Genomic DNA, 20506 nt, shown 5'->3' with positions numbered 1-20506 from the left:
TAATATAACTTAAACAAGTTCAATTTTATCCTTAAGGTTTTGTTACAGCAGGTAAAAAAGGCGCAAATAGCGCCTTTTTTAATCAATTTGCTTAAATGTTGTTTATTCAGCGCTTGGTTCGATATCTCTAATATGCTGACGCACAGATATGTAGCTGCCGAGCAGTCCCAACACAATTGCCGTTAGGATGAGCGTCATGGTTTCGCTAAAATCTAATGATTGTAATGAGAACTGGCTATCATACAGTTGCGCAAGCTCAATAATCGCGATATCCAAATAAGCTGCTAGCAAAGCTACGGTGAGCGCTGCCAGTAAACCACCAAACACGCCATACCAAAAACCGGTGTACATAAACGGTCGTTGAATAAAGGCGTCGGTTGCCCCAACCATTTTCATCACAGCAATAGCACTGCGTTGATTGAGGATCGCCAAGCGTATGGTGTTACCTATGATCAGCACGACTGATAGGCTTAATAATATCGCTAATGAGGTGACGATATCTTGTACCAGTGACATGATCGCCTCAAGACGTGTTAGCCATTCTAAATCCAATTTGCCTTGTGCGACTTCGCGTTCTTTTTCGATTTTTTCCAACAACGCTTTGGCAGCATTAGGTTGGCTGTAACGTTCATTTGGCGTCACTAATATGGTTGCCGGTAGTGGGTTTTCATCAAGGTAGGTCAATGCTTTGCCAAATCCTGACAAAGCTTTAAATTCTGCCAAACCCTGCTCAGCACTGATGTATTTTACCTTATCGACTTCCGGATAGAGGCGAATACGATTGACCACGTTTTGTGCGCTTTTATCGTTGGTGTTTAGTTTCAAAAAAACACTGATTTGCGCCGCAGACTCCCAATTGGTGCTCACTTGTTGGGCGTTTTTGGTAAATAAGTGCAAGGTAGCCGGCAAAGTTAAACTGATGCCCAATACCAATATGGTCATGATCGATGCCATCGGCGTGCGCCACAGAGCGCCTAAACTGCCAGTCGCTTGTTGCAAATGACGCACTGGCAACATAATCAAACTGTTGAATGAAAACGCCGAGCGTTTGCGAAAAGTATTATTGTCTTTATTCATCAACAAACTCCTCTTCACTTTGGCTCAATCCGTCGGTGATCATGCGGCCATCCTTTAGCGTTAAGGTACGATATTTCATGCGCGCAATTAAACCCAGATCATGGGTGGCGATTAACACGCTAACACCCACTGAATTGAAATCTTCAAATAATTTGAGGATATCCAATGACAGTTTTGGATCAAGGTTACCGGTTGGCTCATCGGCAAGAATAATAGGAGGCTTGTTGACAATCGCCCGCGCAATGCCGACCCGTTGTTGTTCACCACCAGAGAGCATATGCGGGTAACATTTGGCTTTGGCGGTCAAGCCAACCTTATCAAGAGCAGCCATAACGCGTTTTTTAATTTCACCTAGGCTTTCGTTTTCGATCACCAATGGCAAGGCAATATTGTCAAACACAGTGCGGTCCATTAACAGGTTATGATTTTGAAAAATCATCCCTATGTTGCGGCGCATATATGGGATTTGGCGATAGCTGATGTTAGAGACATCAGTATTGTTGATCATCACCTGACCAGAGGTTGGCTTTTCCATGACACTGATAAGCTTCAAAAGCGTACTCTTACCCGCACCTGAGTGACCGGTAAGAAACGCCATCTCTCCTTTTTCTAAGGAGAAATTTATATTTTTCAGTGCATTAAATCCACCTGGATAGGTTTTATTAACAGCTTTAAAACGGATCATAATGGATTTTTTATTATTATTAGTTAATTAAAATTGGGGCGTATCACCCCAACTTACTAGGATTCGTTTTGTTTGGCAAACAAGGCGTCGATAAATTCTGTACCATCAAATGGTCGCAAATCATCAATACCTTCACCGACACCTAGATAGCGAATCGGCACCTGAAATTTATCTGCCAAAGCAAAGATAACACCACCTTTGGCGGTACCATCTAACTTGGTGACATTAATGCCATCCAATCCGACGGCTTCGTTAAACAGTTGTGTTTGACTGATGGCGTTTTGGCCAGTGCCGGCGTCAATGGTAAGCATCACTTGATGCGGCGCATTTTCGTCGATTTTCTTCATCACTCGTACGACTTTCTTCAGCTCTTCCATCAAGTGCGCTTTATTTTGTAAGCGGCCTGCGGTATCGGCAATCAAAATGTCGACACCTTTACTTCGGGCTGAATGGATAGCGTCATAAATAACCGACGCACTATCGGCACCGGTATGTTGAGCGACAACGGCAATATCATTGCGCTCGCCCCAAACTTGCAATTGCTCGACAGCGGCAGCTCGGAAGGTATCACCTGCAGCTAACATAACCGACTTGCCTTGTGCTTGATATTGTTTGGCCAGTTTACCTATGGTCGTGGTTTTACCAACACCATTTACACCAACCATTAAGATCACATGAGGACCTTGGCTCATATCGGGTTGAGGTTGATCCACCGACTCAAGAATTTTAGCCATTTCTTGTTTAAGCAAATCGTATAATGCTTCGGCATCTTTTAATTGCGAACGGCTGGCGGTTTCGGTCAGTGAGTCGATGATTCGGGTTGTGGTATCAACACCAACATCGGCAAGCAATAGCTGAGTTTCAAGCTCTTCAAATAACTCGTCGTCGATTTTTTTACCGCTGAACAGATCGAACAAACCACCACCAATATTTTGGCGGGTTTTGCTTAGGCCTTGCTTAAGTCGTGCAAAAAATCCTTGTTTTTTCGCGGCTGTTTGTTGCACTTCAGGCTCAGGCTCAGGCTCAGGCTCAGGCTCAGGCTCAGGCTCAGGCTCAGGCTCAGCTGCCATTTCTGCATCGTTGACTGCTGTGTCTGTATCTGTGTCTGCGTCTGTATCAATGTTTACTGCAGCGACAGGCTCAAACTCATTAACATCGTTTTGCTCTGCGTCTTGCGAGCTATCGATGCTATCGGCGATGTCTTGCTTAGCAACTTCAGGTACAGCCTCGGTAGCTGTTTCAGTGTCGGCTTGGTTCGTGCTGTCAGCCTCAATTGATGGTACAGGTTCTGCTGGTGCTTGTTCGGCATCAGCGACTTGTTCGGCCGGTGCGCTTTCAGCAAGGTCAGTTTGCTCAATTATCTCTTCCACAGGTTGTGCAGACTGTTCAGTTTTTGCATTGTCTTGTACCGGTTTTTCTTTCTTAAACCAGCCAAACAGGCCTTTTTTCTTTGCCATAGTTTGAATCTTACTTTGCCGTGTTAGGGGATTATCATAACCGCTCGAATACGCTGTTCGGTGCGAGCAATTTGCAACGTGAGTTGATATGATATGCCTTGGATTTTCAAATAGCGCTTATAATATCATCATCGTAGCGTTGGAAAAACCGCCGAAATGTGAATATCCAAGGAATTTTAGCAAGCAAATGGCAAAAAAACGTAATCCCGCCAATAACAAACAAGTCAGTGGACAAGTAAGAATCATCGCCGGAATGCACCGTGGTCGTAAACTTGCCGTGCTAAACAGTGACGGCTTGAGACCAACCACGGACAGAGTCAAAGAAACCTTGTTTAATTGGCTAATGATGGATGTGCGCGATGCCATATGTCTAGATTGTTATGCCGGTTCAGGCAGTCTTGGCTTTGAAGCGTTGTCTCGGGGGGCTCGTTCGGTGGATTTTATTGAAATGGATAAAGCCGCAGGCCAGCAATTAAAAACCAACATAAATTTGCTTAAAGCGAATAATGCTAAGGTTCATCAGGGCGATTGCCTGAGCATATTACCGGCCTTGGCGCAAAAGTATGAATTGGTGTTTATTGATCCGCCGTTTCGAAAAGGCTTAGCACAGCGCACCATCGACACATTGCAACAGGCTGAATTATTAGCAGACCAGGCGTTGGTCTATGTCGAAGTTGAAAGCGAACAAACTACCCTAGAGGTGCCACAAAGCTGGCACCTTGTAAAAGACAAAAACGCTGGTCAAGTAAGTTATCGGTTATACCGGCTTAACTGTACCTAAGACGAAAGCCTATTTTCAGGGTGACCTGATAATGGGCAACTTTACCATCAACAATATGACCTCGGGTTTCAACGACCTCGAACCAATTCATATTTGAGACGGTCTTCGAGCACTCATCAATAGCGTTTTCAATGGCTTCTTCGATTGATGTTGGTGAAGAGCCGACAATTTCCAGTTTTTTGTAAGTATGATGTTCAGACATGGCTATCCTCCTCCTGTGTATAAAGTAAGCATAGCCAAAATTTTTCAGTCTGCAGCAGTGTCGATCAGTATTTAATATTCAATACCAAGGTTGGAAAGTCGTTGCTCAGTAACAAGCTGTTTAAGATGCAGGCATGTTTGTTGATTTTCTTTGCTTTTCGCCAACAAATCGATCAATTCTTGATGTGTCTCCTGCTCCCACTGCATAAGCGGGTGTTGATCAATATCTTGTTGATTGATAACGATTTGATCTTGTTGCTCAAACTCGGACGCAAGCAAAATCTCTAGATAATAGCTGACGCTGCCGGTAGATAGCATGGCGACATTGGCTATGGTGGTCGCTTCGTTTTCTTGAATGCCTTGCAATAAAGAGCCTAACGCCATACACGCATCAAGTGCTGGGTAGACACCAAAAAAGTCGAAGTTATCGACATCTGGAATCACCTCTTCTAGCTTTTCCAATTGTGCGTCATAGTTGATTTTTATCTTGCCTTGCTCCAGTCGTTGCCAAACCAGGTTAAGTTGATTGCGCAAAACATTGATGTCACCAAAGTCCGCTGCTTCACTAAACATTTGATAGTTCGGTAGCATGCGTTCCAATAATGCACAGGCAAATGCAGTGTGTTGCCATAAAGACAAACTCTTTAACGGGAGAGGTTTAGCCAAAATAAATGCTCATAAAAGAAAATTGCGCTCATTATAGCGCAATTTTAAAGGAGATTAACCAGCAGTCTGTGCTCCGAGAATGTTGTTTAGGAAGCAACCTCAAGTTGTTTTTGTGCATATTCAAACTTGAGACGATATTCGGTTAGCTGATTTTGCAGTTCTGCAACGTCATCATTGATGCGCTGTTTTAGCTCATTGTTTTCATCACGAAGCTGTTTCATGGTGCTGCGAATTTGCTCGTCATTGGCATCATGTCTAGAGCGTAATGTGGCATTTTTCTGCACAAACTCAGATACTTTTTCGCGCTCAGCTTCGAGTTGTTGCTCGAGTTTGCTCACTTGCGATAACTCACTGCTATTGAGTTTCTTAAGCTCGTCAATTTGTTGTTTCAAGGTGTTTTTATCACCATTGAGAATCTCGATAATGTCATCGGTTTTTTGCTGCAAACTCTCAAAGCGTTTGCTTTCGCCGGAAAGTTTTTCGGTTAACACGCTAATTTGCTGCTGTGCACTTTGCAGTGCTTGGTTTGACTGATTATGCAAGTCGCTAAACTGCTGCTTATAGTCGCTTTCCAGTGAGCTTTTGTCTTTTTGTGCGACGTCACGGGCAGCTTTAAGTTGCACGTTCACTTTACCGTATTTGCTTTCCAGTTCGGCTAACTTCTCTTTTTGTCGCTCGAGGTTGTCGGTAAGGGCGTTGTTTTGCACCCAAGTAGATTTTTGCTGCTTTTCGCTTTGCTCTAATTGTTGCTCTAGCGCTTCAACTTGCTTATGCAAGTCTGCTGTGTGGCTTTCTAATTGTTGTTGATGTTGCTGTTGCAGCTCGCTAAGTTGGGCTTGTTCGCCACTCAAGGATTGATTCAGCGTATCAAGCTGTGTGGTAATCTTTTCAACTCGCTTTTCGCTTTGTTTAAGTTGATTTTTCAAGGCTTTTTCTTTGTTGCTGCTGTCACTGATTAATTTATCGAGTCCCGCTTGATGCGCAGATTTTAAATCTTTAAGTTGTTCATTAAGATCTTCAATGTCGCCTTGCAGTTGTTGTGTTAACTGTTGTTCCGTCTCTAGCTGTTTGTTTAAGCTCGTGACTTGCTTGTCACTAGCTTGCTTGATTTGACGTTGTTGCTGTTGCACATCTTTGCTTTGTTCGGCTAATGCCTTATCAAATTCAGCGATTTTCTTTTCAAGTTGCCTATTGGCACTATCGACTAATTTTTGCTTCTCTTTTAACTGCTTATCGTGTTGTTTTTCAACATTAAGCAGCGCCGTTGAATGCAGTTTTTGCTGGCTCTTGAGCTCTGTTGTCGCCTCTTTATTTTGCTGTTCTTGCTTCTTGAATTCAGCATTAAGGTCTTTGATTTGTTGTTTAAGTTTGAGCGTGCCTTCTTGTGCTTTGTTCAGCTTGATCTCAAGTGCCTTAATAACCGTGGTGCTAGAACCGGAGGCTTTTTCGTAGGTTTTCAGCTGTTGTTGATGCTGGCTCTGCTGTTCGCTCAGTTGCTGTTGCAGATCTTGGTTTTGCTCTTCGGCTTTGCTCAGCTTGGCGGTTGTTTGCTCTAGCTCTTTGTTTAGTTGCTGTTGCTGCTGGGTGATCTTTTTAACATCCGATTGGCCATCGGCTGATTGCGTTTTTAATTGCGCAATTTGATAATCACTGTCTTTCTTAAGCTGTTGATGCGCTATTTGTTGTTTTTCAAGTTCTTGATTTAACTTGTCTAACTTTTTATTAAGCGCGGAATTATCTTTATTCAGCGGATCAAGCTGTGATTGCAGCAGTTCGCGATTTTCTTTGGTCAGGCGCAACTCTTCATTGAGAATTTCTTCATCGCGCAGTTTGATTTTTAGATGAGTCTCAATTTGAACCGCATGCTCTTGCAGTTTTTCTAACTGGGTGTCCGAATGCAACAGCTTTTTTCTCAGCTGCTCTATTTCACTGTATTTTAGATTAACAGAATCATGCTTGGAGCGACTTAACTTCTCGTGCACCAGATGATATTTTTCATCAAGTTTTTGCTTTTGCTCAGATAAAGCTTGTTGCTTTTCCTGCTCTGCGTTATCGGCAATTCGAGTTGCCAATTGGTTAAACTTGTCTTCCAGCTGAATAAAGATATCACCTGCTAATAGTTGCAGTTGTTCTTCTATTTCAGTGTTGATCACAGACTTGCTCATAGATGACTCGACCATGTTGTTATTGTTTTTGCGCTGCTTCTATTTAATCACGTTTACCAAGGTTTAAAAAGTCTTACCTCTAAAGCTTTGTTATTAACCAAGATAATTGGCAATCCCATCGAGTAACATTTGTACCGCAATCATCACTAGAATCATACCCATTAAGCGTTCCATAGCGGTTAAACCACGGTTACCTAAAATTCGTTGGAAAGCTGATGAGAAGAATAAAATAACCGCACTGACAGACCAGGCAATAATCAGTGCCAAAGTCCAGTCGGTCATACGGTTTGGGTCTTGGTTAGCCATTAAAATTAATGCCGCTAATATCGATGGACCGGCCATCATAGGTACAGCCAATGGCACGAGGAAGGGTTCCTCGCCCTCAGGTAACCCGCTGATTGAACCATGCGATGGAAAAATCATTTTTATGGCAATAAGAAACAGTATGATACCGCCGGCAATGGATACCGATTCTTGGCGTAAATGTAAAAAGTCGAGAATCTTTTGCCCAGCGAAAAGAAACAATAACATGATGCCAAGGGCTATGATCAGCTCACGAATGAGAATGATGCGTTGACGCTTACTGTCGATGCCTTTTAATACGGATATAAAAATAGGTAGATTACCTAATGGATCCATGATTAAAAATAAGGTGACTGCGGCGGTTAACATTTCCATAGTGATGACCTAGTTGTTGTCGGGGTTAGTTAAGGGCAACTTTAGCAGATTTATGATGGCAAATTCAAAGTTCTAGGTGACAAATTGCACCAATGTTATCATTTGCAAATCGGCGAGATAAATTGCCCTTGCATAGCTATGCTGTTAATTGGCAAGCATATGCCATATATAAAGAAATTATAAAAGTTAGTATGAAATATCTTATTTTTGTTAGTGCCTTATGGGCGTTCTCTTTTGGCTTAATTAAAGGCGAATTGACCGGTATTGATTCGCAACTGGTTGCAGCAATACGGTTGGCGTTGTGTGCGTTGGTTTTCTTACCTCTGCTATGGTTTAGGCAAGCAACCAATCTGTCGTTGCGCAAAGCCAGTCAACTTATCGCTTTAGGTGCAATTCAATTTGGCGTGATGTATCTTGCCTATATTCAATCCTATCAATACTTACCTGGATACTTAGTTGCGGTATTTACCATTTTTACGCCGTTATACGTCATATTAATTGACTGCATTTGGCATCGCCGTTGGCAGGCAAAGTTGCTGTGGCCGGTGTTGTTGTCGATTTGTGCGGCCGCTGTCATTGTTTTTCGTACCCCTGAGCAAGGTCAATACTTGACTGGCTTTTTGTATTTGCAGTTTGCTAATGTCGCCTTTGCTTTCGGCCAAGTTGCCTATCGCTGCATCGCCAGTGATGAAGGCCATGCCCGCAACATGTTTTGGATGTATTTAGGCGGCGCACTATTAACCGTTATCGCCACTTTGCTAACCGTCGACGTTGCCCTTGTTAGTATATCTAACCGCCAATTTATGGTGCTGGTCTACCTTGGTGTCATCGCTTCAGGTATTGGGTTTTACTGTTGGAACAAAGGTGCAAGCCGTGTATCGGCATTACAGCTTGCCATTATGAACAATGGTTATGTGCCTTTAGCTGTGCTGTTTGCGGTGCTGATTTTTGGCGAAAGTGCCGATTGGCTGCGCTTGCTGATCGGTAGTGGTTTACTGGTGAGTGCCCTGTGGCTGGCGGATAAAATGAACAAAGGCACTTAATGTGCCTTTGTGTTGATGCCTTTGTGTTTGGGCCTTTGCGGGGTTGCCAATGGCTTTGCCAACCCCGTGGCAAATTGAGCGTTATGCTTTAGAGGCTTGATATTTTTTGATGATAGCGAACAACATGTCTTTGTGTTGTAAACGTTTTTTCTTTAAACCTTCCAAGTAATCATCGGCCGTGTTTTCGACACCTTCTTCAATGCGAATAACTTCGTGATCTAAGTCATGATATTCTTTAAATAGACGGGCAAAGTGATTGTCAGTCATTTTTAAGGTCCGGATTTCATCTTTAAACTCTGGAAATTCGTGGTGTAAGTCGTGCTTTTCAATAAACATAATATGTCTTCCTAAAGTTAATAAAATTATTTAGCGCAATCGATACAGGTTTTCGCGTATGGAAGGGCTTCCAAACGGCGTTCATCAATGGCTTTACCGCAGTTGCTACAGATACCGTATTGTTCGGTTTGCAACATCAGCAGTGTTTGTTCTATTTTTTGCAGTTCTAATTGGGTTTGTTGATGAATCTCATCGAGGACTTCATCGTTTTCCGATTCTGTACACTGCTCGGCAAAGTCTTGGCTACGACCTTTTTTAAAGTCAGCTTCTATGGCAGCTAAGCGAATACTTAACTCTTGTTTCTTTGCTTGTAATGATTGTGTGAGTTTGGCAACTATCATCGCTGTTCTCCTTTTATGTTTAGAGTACAGCGACGATTTTAGAGAATATTGATCTGGCTCAATTGGATAACAATTTATTAGAAAACTGTTTCGCAAAGGGTGTTATGCAAAATCTATTGGTCATCATAAGTTAATGATAAATATTAACTATTGGGTCCTTGTGGACGCATTTTTAATTCATTGCAGCCGACGTGCCAATTGGGGCGTTCGTCGCAAAAGATGTTTTGACTTGGCTTTATTTCGATTTCATCGTCCAACGTACCTGCTGGCAACACATAAATTTGCCCGGTTTTAGTCAACCAAGGTAGGTTTGAACCACACTGACCACAAAAACAGCTAGCAAAGTATTTCGCATCTGGAATTTCATAGCGTTTTAGCAGATGCTCACCGGTTAGCCATGAGAATTGCGACAGTGGCACAAAAATATTTGGCGCAAATCCTGAGCCGGTAACTTTGCGACAGCGGCTGCAGTGACAATATTGAAAAATACTTAATGGTGTTTCGATTTGATACGTCACTTGGCCGCATAAGCAGCTGCCATTATAGGTTGTTTCGATTGCCATACTTGCCTCTTTAAGGTTGTGGACTGTGTTTTATGTCGTGCCTGTTGCGAATATACAGTTCTTCTACTTTTGTTCTTGCCCAAGGTGTTTTGCGTAAGAATTTTAGACTGGATTTAATGCTAGGATCGTGGGTAAAGCAACGTATCTTGATGCGCTGGCCCAGCTCTTCAAAGCCAAAATGGGCTTCCAACTCGGTAACGATTGTTTTTAAAGTGATGCCGTGAAGCGGGTTGTACGGTTGTTGTTCCAAGTTGTTGGCCTATATGACAGTAAAATTCGATATCCTTTAATGATATATCAAAACGCCGCTGGAGTTTAGTTTTAGGGGGTTAAAGGTTTTAGAGGGCAAAGGAGCTAGGGGCTAGGAAGAGCTGAGAAAAGAGCGACGAACTAAGGACTAACAAAAAGAGTAAGAGCTGAGGTATATACACAAGGATGTGAGGTATGCAGCGATGGCGGGATGCCTTCCGGGCATAAATACATCCGTGTACAAAACCCTCTCAGGCTGTCCTGCCTTCCGGGCATAAATACATCCGTGTACAAAACCCTCTCAGGCTGTCCTGCCTTCCGGGTATAAATACATCCGTGTACAAAAAAGCCCGGCAATTCCCTATACCGGACAACGCGACACACCGTTACAACATCATTTGTTTCAAGCTCAGGTCTTAAGACTTGTGGCTTGCAAAGGCAGTGTCGTCTAGCCCGCGTTGTCAAAGCGCAGTAAAAACAAAACAGGCTAATTAGTATACCTATTAGCCTGTTAAAAAGATCAGTTTAGGGGCTTAGTGTTGCAGAAATAACGCTAACTCGTCGCTACCGCCAATGTGCTTATTATCTACGAAGACTTGTGGCACGGTATCGCGACCCGTAATGGCTTTTAATGAGGTTAAACTTGCATCTTTGCCGAGTACAATTTCTTCGTATTGGTAGCCATTATCTGTTAGCAATTCTTTCGCTTTAATACAGAAAGGACAGCCTGGTTTGGTAAAAATACTTACCGCTTGTGGCTTCACTGCATCTGGCGCGACATGTGCTAACATGGTGTCAGCATCAGATACTTCAAATGGGTCACCTGGCACGTTTGGTTCAATAAACATTTTTTCGATAACGCCGTCTTTAACCAGCATAGAGTAACGCCAACTGCGTTTGCCAAAACCTAAATCTGCTTTGTCGACTAACATGCCCATACCGTCGCTAAACTCGCCGTTGCCATCTGGAATCAAGGTTACATTGTCGCTTTCTTGATCTTGTGCCCAGGCGTTCATAACAAAGGTGTCATTGACGGACATACAAATGATGTCGTCAATACCATGCTTGTTAAAGGTAGACGCTAATTCGTTATATCTTGGTAAGTGTGTACTTGAACATGTTGGCGTAAAGGCGCCTGGCAATGAAAACACGACTACGGTTTTGCCTTTAAATAAGTCATCGCTGCTGATGGTCTTCCACTCGTCATTTACACGAGTCTTAAAGTTTACACTTGGTACGGTTAAACCTTCTCTGTTCTCTAACATAGGGACTCCACTTAAGTATTAATCTTTTGCCACACGGCGAATCTACAATAAGTATAGATACTAATTTTAATTAATTAAAACGAATAAAATCTATTATATTAATTTAAAAAATAGATTCGATAGCGTGTCTAAACCGGTGCACATTAAATGTTGCCCTTAAGGTATAGACCAACCAAAGCGTTACTCCAAGCCATTTAATTTGTTATATATGAATTCTCATATATAATGTATTTCATATATTGAAGAGGTGAACTATGTTAACTGCCGTAGAATTTTATAAAGCACTGGCTGATGACACCCGATTACAGGCCATGTTGTTGGTGGTCGCTGAGCAGGAATTATGTGTTTGTGAGTTGGTCGAAGCATTGCAATGCAGCCAACCTAAAATATCCCGTCACTTGGCGCTGTTAAAACAACAGAATCTGCTGGTCGATCGCAAACAAAAACAATGGGTGTTTTATCGTTTAAACCCAGCCTTACCGCAATGGTGTCAGCACGTACTAGAAACCAGTTTGCAGCATAATCAAGATTATTTGTCTGATGCTGGACAAAGACTAAGCTTAATGCAAAATCGCCCTGATAAATGTTGTTAGAGAACCAACTATGACCGATAAACACCCATATGACGTTATGCCATTGACAGATAATGGCGAATTTATTTTCACCCCTTGCCCAGGCACCAAAGCAACGACGTTGCAAGATGCCATTTCAACCTTAAAGCAAGCCGGCACAGAGATGATCATCTCAACCAATTACGATGAAGAATTACAACGCTTGGACGTCGCTGACCTTGGTGAACAAGTCACCGCTGCAGGTATCCGTTGGCATCAGTTGCCCATCAAAGATGATGCGGCACCAAATCAAGATTTTCGTATAGCCTTTGCCGCTGCCATTAATGACATTATCGCGGTACTTGCTAATAACGGCACTATTGCAGTGCATTGCAAGGGGGGGAGCGGGCGCACAGGGTTAGTGATTGCTTTGATTATGAAGCAGTTAGGTTACGCTGATCAGACAATCATACGCTCTGTACAAGAGCTAAGACCGAAAGCACTTAAAAATGCTGAACAATTAGATTTTTTCGAAAAATTTTCGCTGTAGAGGAATGACAACATGACCATTAAAATTGGTATCAATGGCTTTGGCCGTATGGGGCGCTTATCAATGCGTGCTGGATTTGATTGGCAAGATATAGAGATAGTACAGATTAATGATCCTGCAGGTAATGCAGAAGCATTGGCGCACTTGTTAACGTTTGATTCTGTGCATGGCATTTGGCATCACCAAGCAACGAGCGACGGCAACAATATGTTGATTGATGGTAACGTTATTCCATGCAGCCAAAATAAAACAATCGCCGAGACGGATTGGTCAGGCTGTGACGTGGTTATTGAAGCCAGTGGCAAAATGAAGACCAAAGCCTTGTTGCAAGCATATCTTGATCAGGGCGTAAAGCGTGTCGTAGTTACCGCACCGGTGAAAGAAGAAGGCGTGCTCAATGTGGTTATGGGCGTAAATGAACACCTCTATCAACCAGAACAACACCCCATTGTTACTGCTGCAAGTTGTACGACCAACTGTTTGGCGCCGGTGGTGAAAGTCATTCATGAAAATTTTGGCATCGAGCATGGCTCAATGACGACCATACATGACATCACTAATACGCAAACGATATTAGATGCACCGCATAAAGATCTACGTCGAGCCCGTGCTTGTGGCATGAGCTTGATTCCAACCACCACAGGCTCGGCAACAGCCATCACTCATATTTTCCCTGAGTTAAGAGGTCGCCTAAATGGTCATGCGGTTCGTGTGCCTTTGGCGAACGCATCCATTACCGATTGTGTGTTTGAATTGAAGCAAGCGGTCACAGAGCAACAAGTAAATGACGCGTTAAAAGCGGCAGCTGATAATGAACTCAAAGATATTCTTGGTTTTGAAGAACGCCCATTGGTGTCAATAGACTATAAAACCGATCCACGTTCATCAGTTATCGATGCGTTATCGACCATGGTGATTAATGGCACGCAACTAAAATTATACGCTTGGTATGACAATGAGTGGGGTTACGCTAATCGCACCGCAGAATTAGCGCGCAAAGTGGGTTTAAGCGACAAATAAGGCAAGACTATGTTGGCAAACCTGTCGAAACAGGTAAAACAGTATCTGGTCATTACCGGTAATTATTGGGCGTTTACCTTAACCGATGGCGCGCTAAGAATGCTGGTCGTGCTGTACTTCCATCAATTGGGGTACAGCCCGCTGGCAATTGCTATGCTGTTTTTGTTCTATGAAATTTTTGGTGTTATCACCAATCTAATTGGTGGTTGGTTAGGCGCCAGACTTGGTCTAAATAAAACCATGAACATAGGCTTGGCGATGCAAATTATTGCCTTGCTTATGCTCACTGTACCGAATCAATGGTTAACCGTCGCTTACGTCATGGCGGCGCAAGCATTGTCTGGTATTGCCAAAGATTTGAACAAGATGAGCGCAAAAAGCTCAATCAAATTATTGGTACCAAAAGGCGCAGAAGGCGCACTGTATAAATGGGTGGCGATTCTTACCGGTTCTAAGAATGCCCTCAAAGGCGTAGGCTTTTTTCTCGGCGGTTTATTGCTGACCTTGCTGGAATTTCGCGGTGCTATTTTAGCTATGACGGTAATGCTATTGGTGGTATGGCTGTTTAGCTTATACGCATTATCTGAGGATTTAGGTAAGGCCAAATCCAAACCAAAATTCCGCGAAATACTTTCTAAAAGTGAGGCCATTAATTGGTTGTCCGCAGCGCGATTGTTTTTATTTGGTGCCCGTGATGTTTGGTTTGTGGTGGCGTTGCCGGTTTATTTGGCGACGGTGTTCGCGTGGGATCGTTACTGGATAGGTACCTTTATGGCGACTTGGGTGATTGCCTATGGATTTGTGCAATCGCAAGCGCCGCGATTTACTGGCAAAAAGCAAGGTAAAACTCCGTCAGGCAGTGCCGCGGTTGGCTGGGCAGCCATATTAGCTGTGGTGCCATTACTGATTGCGGTGTTATTGCCAAGTCAACAGTTTGGCGAAACCGTACTGATTGTTGGTCTACTTATTTTTGGTGCCTTATTTGCCATCAACTCGTCATTGCACAGCTACCTGATTGTCAGCTACGCCGACAGTGATGGTGTGTCTATGGATGTCGGCTTTTATTATATGGCCAATGCCATGGGCAGATTATTAGGCACCATATTGTCAGGTTGGGTGTTTCAGGAATACGGCTTACAGGCGTGTTTGTATTTTTCTGCCGCGTTTATTGCTATTGCGGCAATATTGTCCGTTAAGCTACCTAAATAGGGGGCATCAATGAGTAATATTAATGTGGCTATTGTCGGCTTTGGTTTATCGGCGAAAGTGTTTCATTTACCGTTTGTGAACGCAGTTGATGGTTATTCACTGCAGGCGATTGTCTCATCACAGCAGCAGGCCATTTTAGAGCAGTACCCTGAGTGTCAGGCTTACCCGACATTAACTGAGTTATTGGCCGGCGCTAATATCGATTTAGTGATTATCACTAGCCCCAATGACAGTCATTATAAGCTGGCAAAAACCGCGCTTAATGCGGCATGCCATGTTGTCGTTGAAAAGCCGTTTACGGTGAGCAGTGAACAGGCTGAAGAGCTTATTGCTCTGGCGGCAAGTCAACAACGGCAATTGACCGTGTATCACAACCGTCGTTTAGATGGTGATTTCCTAACTGTTAAAAAAGTCATCGAACAAAATCGCTTGGGTAACCTGCGTCGTGTCGCATCGTGCTTTGATCGGTTTAGGCCTGACGTGCGTGATAAATGGAAAGAACACCCAGGCCCTGGTAATGGCGCCTTGTATGATCTGGGTTCGCATTTAATTGACCAGTCGTTGCAATTGTTCGGTTGGCCACAGGCGGTATCGGGTCGTTGTTTAACGTTACGCGAGCATTCACAAACCACTGACTATTTTCAAATTACCTTGCATTACCCAGAGCTTGAAGTACAGCTTGGCTCTAGCCCATTTAATGCGGGAAAAAATCATCGTTTTAACTTGCAAGGCGATAAAGGCAGCCTAAATATCTATGGTCTTGATAATCAAGAAGAGCAGTTAGCACAGGGTGTGGCAGTCACGGCATTAGGCAATGACACAGAACGATTGGCGACTTTATCAACGGTTGCCGGTGATGAGGAGATGGCCTTGCAGCAAGGCAACTATTTGGCGTTTTATCAGCAGCTATTGTTGGCACTGCAACAACAGCACGCCCCGCCAGTTAGCGCAGACTCAGCTTGGCAAGTGATTAAAGTCATTGAAGCGGCGATAAAAGCCAGTGATAGTGGCAATACGATTTATGTGTCGTAGATAGGAGAGCGGTTTGGCGGCGAAAGTTATTGTGGTTATGGGCGTATCGGGTAGTGGTAAATCTACTATTGGTGAAAGTATTGCCGTAAAACTCGGTTCTAAGTTTGTTGATGGTGATGATCTGCATCCGCAAAGCAACATCGACAAAATGGCGTCTGGCCAAGCACTGAGCGACAGTGATCGCAAACCTTGGCTTGAAAGTATTAATGCTTTGCTGCGCACTTGGCTGCGCCATAAGCAAACTGGTGTTGTGGTTTGCTCTGCGCTAAAAAAATCTTATCGCAATATGTTGCGTGAAAGTGCCCAGGGATTGCAGTTTATCTATCTTGATGGCGATCAGTCATTGATCGAAAAACGAATGCGGCAACGTCAGAATCATTTTATGAAAGATACTATGCTGGCCAGTCAATTTGCGATATTGCAAAGACCCGAAGATGAAGGCGATGTCTTTATTGTCGATATTGATTGCAGCATTGAGCAGGTGGTCGACAATTGCCTGCAGCAGCTAACTAACAAGCATAAGGAATCGTCATGAGCGAAGGTTATCAACCAGAAAAAGTGTGGACCTGGAAACAAGGCAATGGTGGCCAATTTGCCAGTATTAATCGCCCTATCGCAGGCGCGACGCATGAAAAGCAATTGCCAGTTGGCAAACACCCGTTGCAATTGTATTCATTAGCAACGCCAAATGGGGTGAAGGTTACCATCTTGCTTGAAGAGCTATTGGCCAAAGGCATTAAAGAAGCCGAGTATGATGCGCACATCATTAAAATTCTTGATAGTGACCAGTTCTCTTCTGGCTTTGTCGCGGTGAACCCAAATTCGAAAATACCGGCGCTGGTCGATCGCAGTGGTGAGCAAGAGATAAATGTATTCGAATCTGGGTCTATCTTGCTGTATCTGGCAGATAAATTCGGTGAATTTATACCGAAAGACTCAGCCAAACGGGCGCAATGTATGAACTGGTTATTTTGGCAAATGGGCAGTGGCCCATATTTAGGTGGTGGCTTTGGCCATTTTTATGCCTATGCACCAGAAAAGTTTGAATACCCAATCGAGCGTTTTGCCATGGAAACCAAACGACAGCTTGATGTGCTTGATATTCATCTGGCCAATAATCATTACATGTGTGGTGATCAATATACTATTGCTGATATGGCGATATTCCCTTGGTACGGTGGTTTAGTCTTAGGTCTATTGTACGATGCGGCTGAATACCTTGATGTGAAAAGTTATACACACCTGGTACGCTGGGCAGAAGAACTCGCTGAACGCGAAACGGTTAAGCGCGGTAAAATTGTTAACCGTGACTGGGGAGAGCCTCATGAGCAGTTGCCAGAACGCCATGACGCCAGTGATTTTGCTAAAGTGCCAAAAGCGCCGTAGTCAAAGCATGTAATTACGACAATAAAAAGGGACCGACGTTAATTGTGGTCCCTTTTCGTTTTGTCTTGGTGTTTTTTCAAGTTAAATTATGGTTTGCAACCATTGGGGTATAGACGTCGCACGAGAAATTGGTCATTCTTTAGCCAGCTCGAATGAGAATAATAACAAGTTATGGTAAATTGGGGCAGAGATGTGTCTAATTGCATTAATCTTGTAGATAAAATGTTAAATATTCGCTTTAATACTTCGATTAGTTACTGTCTCATCAGGCAGCAGTTTTAATAACTATAGGTTCACAATTTTGAAATTCATCCGTAACATATTTATTGGCGTGCTGACATTGTGCGTCGCACTGATTGGCATTATTCAATATGTATCTATTTCAGCTTTAGACACACTGATAGAACAAGCGGAATCAGAAACTAGGCCATTGTCGAAATGGCAGACAACGGCTTCGGATTTAACCGTTAATGACAATGATTTGGTCAACGTAATATTTGTCGGTAACAACTGGCAAGGCAGTATTACGGTCATTGCGTTGGATGGCTATCGCAAAATTGGCGTAATTGATGGTATTCCCGATAAACTGGAGCGCTTAAAAGAAGTACGCTCTCAGTTTATTGAGCGCATGTTATATATCGGTATTCGAGAGCTTGTTGGCGAAGGGAATGACCAATTTGTTGATGATATGTATAGCTCAAATGATGGCCGCAAGATCATCGTGTCTCGCCCGAGTTTCGCCGATGTAGTCGCCATAGATTCCTTAACTGGCGAGGTTGTTTGGCGATTCCCTGTTGCAGGCTTTCGTTCCGATCACATGGCAATTTCTCCCGATGGCAAATACGTTGCAGTGTCAGCTTCAACGGGGGATTTGGTGCATATTATTGATGTTGAAACTGGTTTAGAACATGCACAGTTTCCCAGCGGAGACTCTCCGCATGAAAACATATACTCCAAAGATGGCAAGCACCTTTTCCACGCCAGTATAGGTAATGTTTTCTCTCCTTTAGATATCGATGGTGGCGGCCTGCTCAAAGGTAAACGCGTTGTACAAGTGGTAGAAACAACCAACTACACTATCGTTGAAAAGTTCGACATGAGAGACAAATTAGATGCGGTAGGCCTAGAACACATCAGTCCTGCTGTTCGCCCAATGGCGCACACCAGCGATGAAGAATATTTTTACTTTCAACTGTCTTTCTTACATGGCTTTGTGGAATACCATTTACCCACTGGCAAAATAACGCGCAAAATAGACTTACCAAAGGTAACAACAGCCCCGAAAACTAAATACGTCAACGATTCTGCGCATCACGGTATTGCGATAAGCGCCGATGATAAAACGCTTTGTGTCGCAGGAACCATGGACGACTATGTTGCCATTGTAGATATTCAGTCTGAGCAGTATCAAATCTTGGACGGATTAGGCAAAAAGCCTTACTGGGTAGTAACAGATAAGACAGGCTCACACTGTTTTGTCTCTTGGAGCGAAACAGATCAAGTCTCGGTGATAAATTATCAAGATGCAGCCGAAGTTGCTCGTATAGATGTTGGAGATCACCCGCAAAGGGTGCGTGAGGGCGTGTTAGTTTTTCCTCAATAGTCAGTTTTTATTGGTGCTTTTTGGCTAGGTAAAACATCTCTTGGCTAGGTAAATATCAAAGTGGATTGGATATATCGATTAACCTAATTAGATGAAATATCCTAAGACTGAATCTAATAAACATACTAATAAAAAAGCGACCACTCAAAAGAGTAAGTCGCTTTATAGGTTTCATTTCTATTTATCAGTTACACGTTTTGTATAAGTTGAATAATGCATGAAACTGACTGTTCCAGCGAGCCCTTTAAAAACGGGCTATAAAACACCTTCTGTTTGATCAAAGTTAAGAACTAAACTAACTCTAACTCCACCACTCTCAAAATCGTACTCGATAAAGTATGAAACTGCATTTGCAGATTATTATCTCAACAGCTTTAGTCTGCTGTGAGCGAATTGCGGACAGTCGGTTTCAAGCTTGTTGTCTTTTCTGAATGATAAAATACAGAAAGTTTGATTAAAAGGGATGTATGAATTACATCCCAGCTAATTCAGCTAATAATTGCTTATATGTATCCAGAGATAGCACTCTCAAGATTGAATACAATCGTTGGCATACCGGATATTCCCGCTTGTTTCCTTTGTTGCTCTTGAACAAGAACATTGTTGCGGGTTTTATTGTCATCAAGCAACTTCATTGCTTCTATTACCTCTAGACCAATACTGGCAATACCTGCATCGACAGTCACCCTTTTTACTGCTTCTCCAATAATTCCTTCTATCATAGGAACATGTTTGTTGCTGTATTAATCAAAATCAAAAGTGACATTGTCTTTATTTGGGTACAGTACGTTTACTTTAAACATGAGATTTCCACTATGTTTGATCTGAATTTTAAGATATAGAATCTACTTTTTACTCGCTGGCATTGCTTTACCGATCATTGATTCACCCATGATGGCCTGTCTTTGATACGAAATTATCCCTGAAAGAATAGCGGTCATTCGATTTCGTTTACCGGGAACAACAACTGCTTTTTTTCCTAAACCTTTGATAGCAATTTCAGCTACCTCCGCAGGATCTTTTGCAGCCATTGGCAGTTTGGCCCAATCAACTCCATTATCCGCTGTCATCGGTGTGCTTGTTAGCCCCGGTGAAAGGACGGTTACATCAATACCTTTACGCTTGAGTTCTCCATGGAGAGATGTACCTAGCTGAAGAACATAGGCTTTAGTGCCTGCATAATTTGAAAAATATGGGGAAACCATATGACCAGAAAGACTTGATACCATTAAGATACCACCACGCTTTCTTTTCACCATCTCTGGTGTAAAGTGATGAGTTAGCTGTAATACAGAGGTTACATTTAGCTGAACCATCTGTAATTCTTTAGCTAACGATGTCTTAGCAAACGAGCCATTTATTTCAACACCCGCTGCTAGAACCAACAAACCTATTTCTTGCTTCACCTGCTTAACTTTTTCAACTCCTTCAGTCGTACCTAAATCTGCTGAAACAGTCATTGTTTTGATTCCGTAGCGATCCGCAAGCAATGCTGCATGCTCTTCAAGTTCTTTTTCTCGACGAGCGACCAAAACAATATTCAATCCTTTTGCTGCAATTTGACTTGCCATTTCAGCACCGATACCAGACGTTGCACCTGTGATAAGTGCCCAGTCGCCATATTTTTCTTTAAAGCTAATGCCCATAA

The 20506-nt window shown here is 43.0% G+C and carries 24 protein-coding genes; 10 read left to right on the top strand and 14 right to left on the bottom strand.

Translation table 11 applies throughout. The features are described from left to right. Positions 1-102: 102 nt before the first annotated feature. The 3 genes from ftsX to ftsY are packed head-to-tail and all read right to left on the bottom strand — an operon-like array spanning position 103 to position 3219. Complete coding sequence (gene ftsX, locus HII16_RS07905) at positions 103-1077, bottom strand: permease-like cell division protein FtsX (protein ID WP_135438564.1); 975 nt, start codon at positions 1075-1077, stop codon at positions 103-105. Beyond that, positions 1070-1762 (bottom strand): cell division ATP-binding protein FtsE, encoded by a 693-nt coding sequence (ftsE, locus tag HII16_RS07900; RefSeq protein WP_135438563.1) that lies wholly within the window; start codon positions 1760-1762, stop codon positions 1070-1072. The genes ftsX and ftsE overlap by 8 nt, the downstream gene beginning before the upstream one ends. A 56-nt stretch (positions 1763-1818) precedes the next feature. Beyond that, a complete protein-coding gene (gene ftsY, locus HII16_RS07895) occupies positions 1819-3219 on the bottom strand; it encodes a signal recognition particle-docking protein FtsY (RefSeq protein ID WP_169129037.1) in 1401 nt (466 codons plus the stop codon). Between the two features lie 187 nt (positions 3220-3406). On the opposite strand from ftsY, the gene rsmD reads away from it, so the two are divergent. Further along, the gene (rsmD, locus tag HII16_RS07890; RefSeq protein WP_169129035.1) at positions 3407-4000 is read left to right on the top strand and encodes a 16S rRNA (guanine(966)-N(2))-methyltransferase RsmD; all 594 of its coding nucleotides are present in this window, start codon (positions 3407-3409) and stop codon (positions 3998-4000) included. Here the strand turns inward: rsmD and HII16_RS07885 are convergent. The 4 genes from HII16_RS07885 to HII16_RS07870 form a co-directional block, all read right to left on the bottom strand. Beyond that, on the bottom strand, positions 3987-4202 hold the full coding sequence (locus HII16_RS07885) for a dodecin (RefSeq protein ID WP_169129033.1): 216 nt from the start codon (positions 4200-4202) through the stop codon (positions 3987-3989). The genes rsmD and HII16_RS07885 overlap by 14 nt on opposite strands. Positions 4203-4273: 71 nt before the next feature. Then, positions 4274-4867, bottom strand: a complete 594-nt coding sequence (locus tag HII16_RS07880) for a YjaG family protein (RefSeq protein WP_169129031.1) — start codon at positions 4865-4867, stop codon at positions 4274-4276. Between the two features lie 86 nt (positions 4868-4953). Further along, complete coding sequence (locus HII16_RS07875) at positions 4954-7032, bottom strand: hypothetical protein (protein WP_169129029.1); 2079 nt, start codon at positions 7030-7032, stop codon at positions 4954-4956. A 93-nt stretch (positions 7033-7125) separates the two neighbouring features. Then, complete coding sequence (locus tag HII16_RS07870) at positions 7126-7710, bottom strand: YhgN family NAAT transporter (protein WP_169129027.1); 585 nt, start codon at positions 7708-7710, stop codon at positions 7126-7128. Positions 7711-7901: 191 nt separating this feature from the next. Here HII16_RS07870 and HII16_RS07865 point away from each other — a divergent pair, with 191 nt between their 5' ends. Then, the gene (locus HII16_RS07865) at positions 7902-8753 is read left to right on the top strand and encodes an EamA family transporter (protein WP_169129025.1); all 852 of its coding nucleotides are present in this window, start codon (positions 7902-7904) and stop codon (positions 8751-8753) included. 81 nt (positions 8754-8834) lie between these two features. Here HII16_RS07865 and HII16_RS07860 read toward each other — a convergent pair whose 3' ends face one another. From HII16_RS07860 to HII16_RS07840, 5 genes are all read right to left on the bottom strand, one after another. Next, a complete protein-coding gene (locus tag HII16_RS07860; protein ID WP_169129023.1) occupies positions 8835-9089 on the bottom strand; it encodes a DUF465 domain-containing protein in 255 nt (84 codons plus the stop codon). 26 nt (positions 9090-9115) lie between these two features. Beyond that, on the bottom strand, positions 9116-9430 hold the full coding sequence (locus HII16_RS07855) for a TraR/DksA family transcriptional regulator (protein ID WP_135438554.1): 315 nt from the start codon (positions 9428-9430) through the stop codon (positions 9116-9118). Positions 9431-9573: 143 nt separating this feature from the next. Beyond that, the gene (locus HII16_RS07850; RefSeq protein WP_169129021.1) at positions 9574-9993 is read right to left on the bottom strand and encodes a GFA family protein; all 420 of its coding nucleotides are present in this window, start codon (positions 9991-9993) and stop codon (positions 9574-9576) included. A 10-nt stretch (positions 9994-10003) separates the two neighbouring features. Further along, positions 10004-10243: a VF530 family protein gene (locus HII16_RS07845; RefSeq protein WP_135438552.1), complete on the bottom strand. Its 240-nt coding sequence runs from the start codon at positions 10241-10243 to the stop codon at positions 10004-10006. 532 nt (positions 10244-10775) lie between these two features. Continuing rightward, positions 10776-11507, bottom strand: a complete 732-nt coding sequence (locus HII16_RS07840; RefSeq protein ID WP_169129019.1) for a glutathione peroxidase — start codon at positions 11505-11507, stop codon at positions 10776-10778. 254 nt (positions 11508-11761) lie between these two features. Between HII16_RS07840 and HII16_RS07835 the strand changes: the two genes are divergently transcribed. The 8 genes from HII16_RS07835 to HII16_RS07800 all read left to right on the top strand — a co-directional run bounded on the left by HII16_RS07835 (position 11762) and on the right by HII16_RS07800 (position 18858). Then, positions 11762-12100, top strand: a complete 339-nt coding sequence (locus tag HII16_RS07835; RefSeq protein ID WP_169129017.1) for a metalloregulator ArsR/SmtB family transcription factor — start codon at positions 11762-11764, stop codon at positions 12098-12100. Positions 12101-12110: 10 nt separating this feature from the next. Beyond that, positions 12111-12608, top strand: a complete 498-nt coding sequence (locus HII16_RS07830) for a dual specificity protein phosphatase family protein (RefSeq protein ID WP_169129015.1) — start codon at positions 12111-12113, stop codon at positions 12606-12608. A gap of 12 nt (positions 12609-12620) precedes the next feature. Then, positions 12621-13628 carry an ArsJ-associated glyceraldehyde-3-phosphate dehydrogenase gene (locus HII16_RS07825; protein WP_169129013.1) on the top strand — a complete coding sequence of 336 codons (1008 nt, stop codon included), beginning with the start codon at positions 12621-12623 and terminating at the stop codon, positions 13626-13628. Positions 13629-13637: 9 nt separating this feature from the next. Beyond that, on the top strand, positions 13638-14837 hold the full coding sequence (gene arsJ / locus HII16_RS07820; RefSeq protein ID WP_169129011.1) for an organoarsenical effux MFS transporter ArsJ: 1200 nt from the start codon (positions 13638-13640) through the stop codon (positions 14835-14837). Positions 14838-14846: 9 nt separating this feature from the next. Next, positions 14847-15869 (top strand): Gfo/Idh/MocA family oxidoreductase, encoded by a 1023-nt coding sequence (locus HII16_RS07815; RefSeq protein ID WP_169129009.1) that lies wholly within the window; start codon positions 14847-14849, stop codon positions 15867-15869. 13 nt (positions 15870-15882) lie between these two features. Beyond that, positions 15883-16404 carry a gluconokinase gene (locus HII16_RS07810; RefSeq protein ID WP_169129007.1) on the top strand — a complete coding sequence of 174 codons (522 nt, stop codon included), beginning with the start codon at positions 15883-15885 and terminating at the stop codon, positions 16402-16404. Then, positions 16401-17255, top strand: a complete 855-nt coding sequence (gene yghU, locus HII16_RS07805; protein WP_169129005.1) for a glutathione-dependent disulfide-bond oxidoreductase — start codon at positions 16401-16403, stop codon at positions 17253-17255. Before HII16_RS07810 ends, yghU begins: the two co-directional genes overlap by 4 nt. Before the next feature lie 301 nt (positions 17256-17556). Continuing rightward, a complete protein-coding gene (locus tag HII16_RS07800; RefSeq protein WP_169129003.1) occupies positions 17557-18858 on the top strand; it encodes a serine/threonine protein kinase in 1302 nt (433 codons plus the stop codon). 503 nt (positions 18859-19361) lie between these two features. Here the strand turns inward: HII16_RS07800 and HII16_RS07795 are convergent. Together HII16_RS07795 and HII16_RS07790 are read right to left on the bottom strand one after the other, a co-directional pair. Then, positions 19362-19580, bottom strand: a complete 219-nt coding sequence (locus HII16_RS07795; RefSeq protein ID WP_169129001.1) for a hypothetical protein — start codon at positions 19578-19580, stop codon at positions 19362-19364. 123 nt (positions 19581-19703) lie between these two features. Then, positions 19704-20504: an SDR family NAD(P)-dependent oxidoreductase gene (locus HII16_RS07790; protein ID WP_169128999.1), complete on the bottom strand. Its 801-nt coding sequence runs from the start codon at positions 20502-20504 to the stop codon at positions 19704-19706. Positions 20505-20506 lie beyond the last annotated feature (2 nt).

Source organism: Thalassotalea sp. Y01 (assembly GCF_012932945.1).
In the GTDB taxonomy this organism is placed as follows: Bacteria; Pseudomonadota; Gammaproteobacteria; order Enterobacterales; family Alteromonadaceae; genus Thalassotalea_A.
The sequence above is the reverse complement of the archived record's forward strand: the minus strand, read 5'-3'. Positions and strand labels throughout refer to the sequence as shown.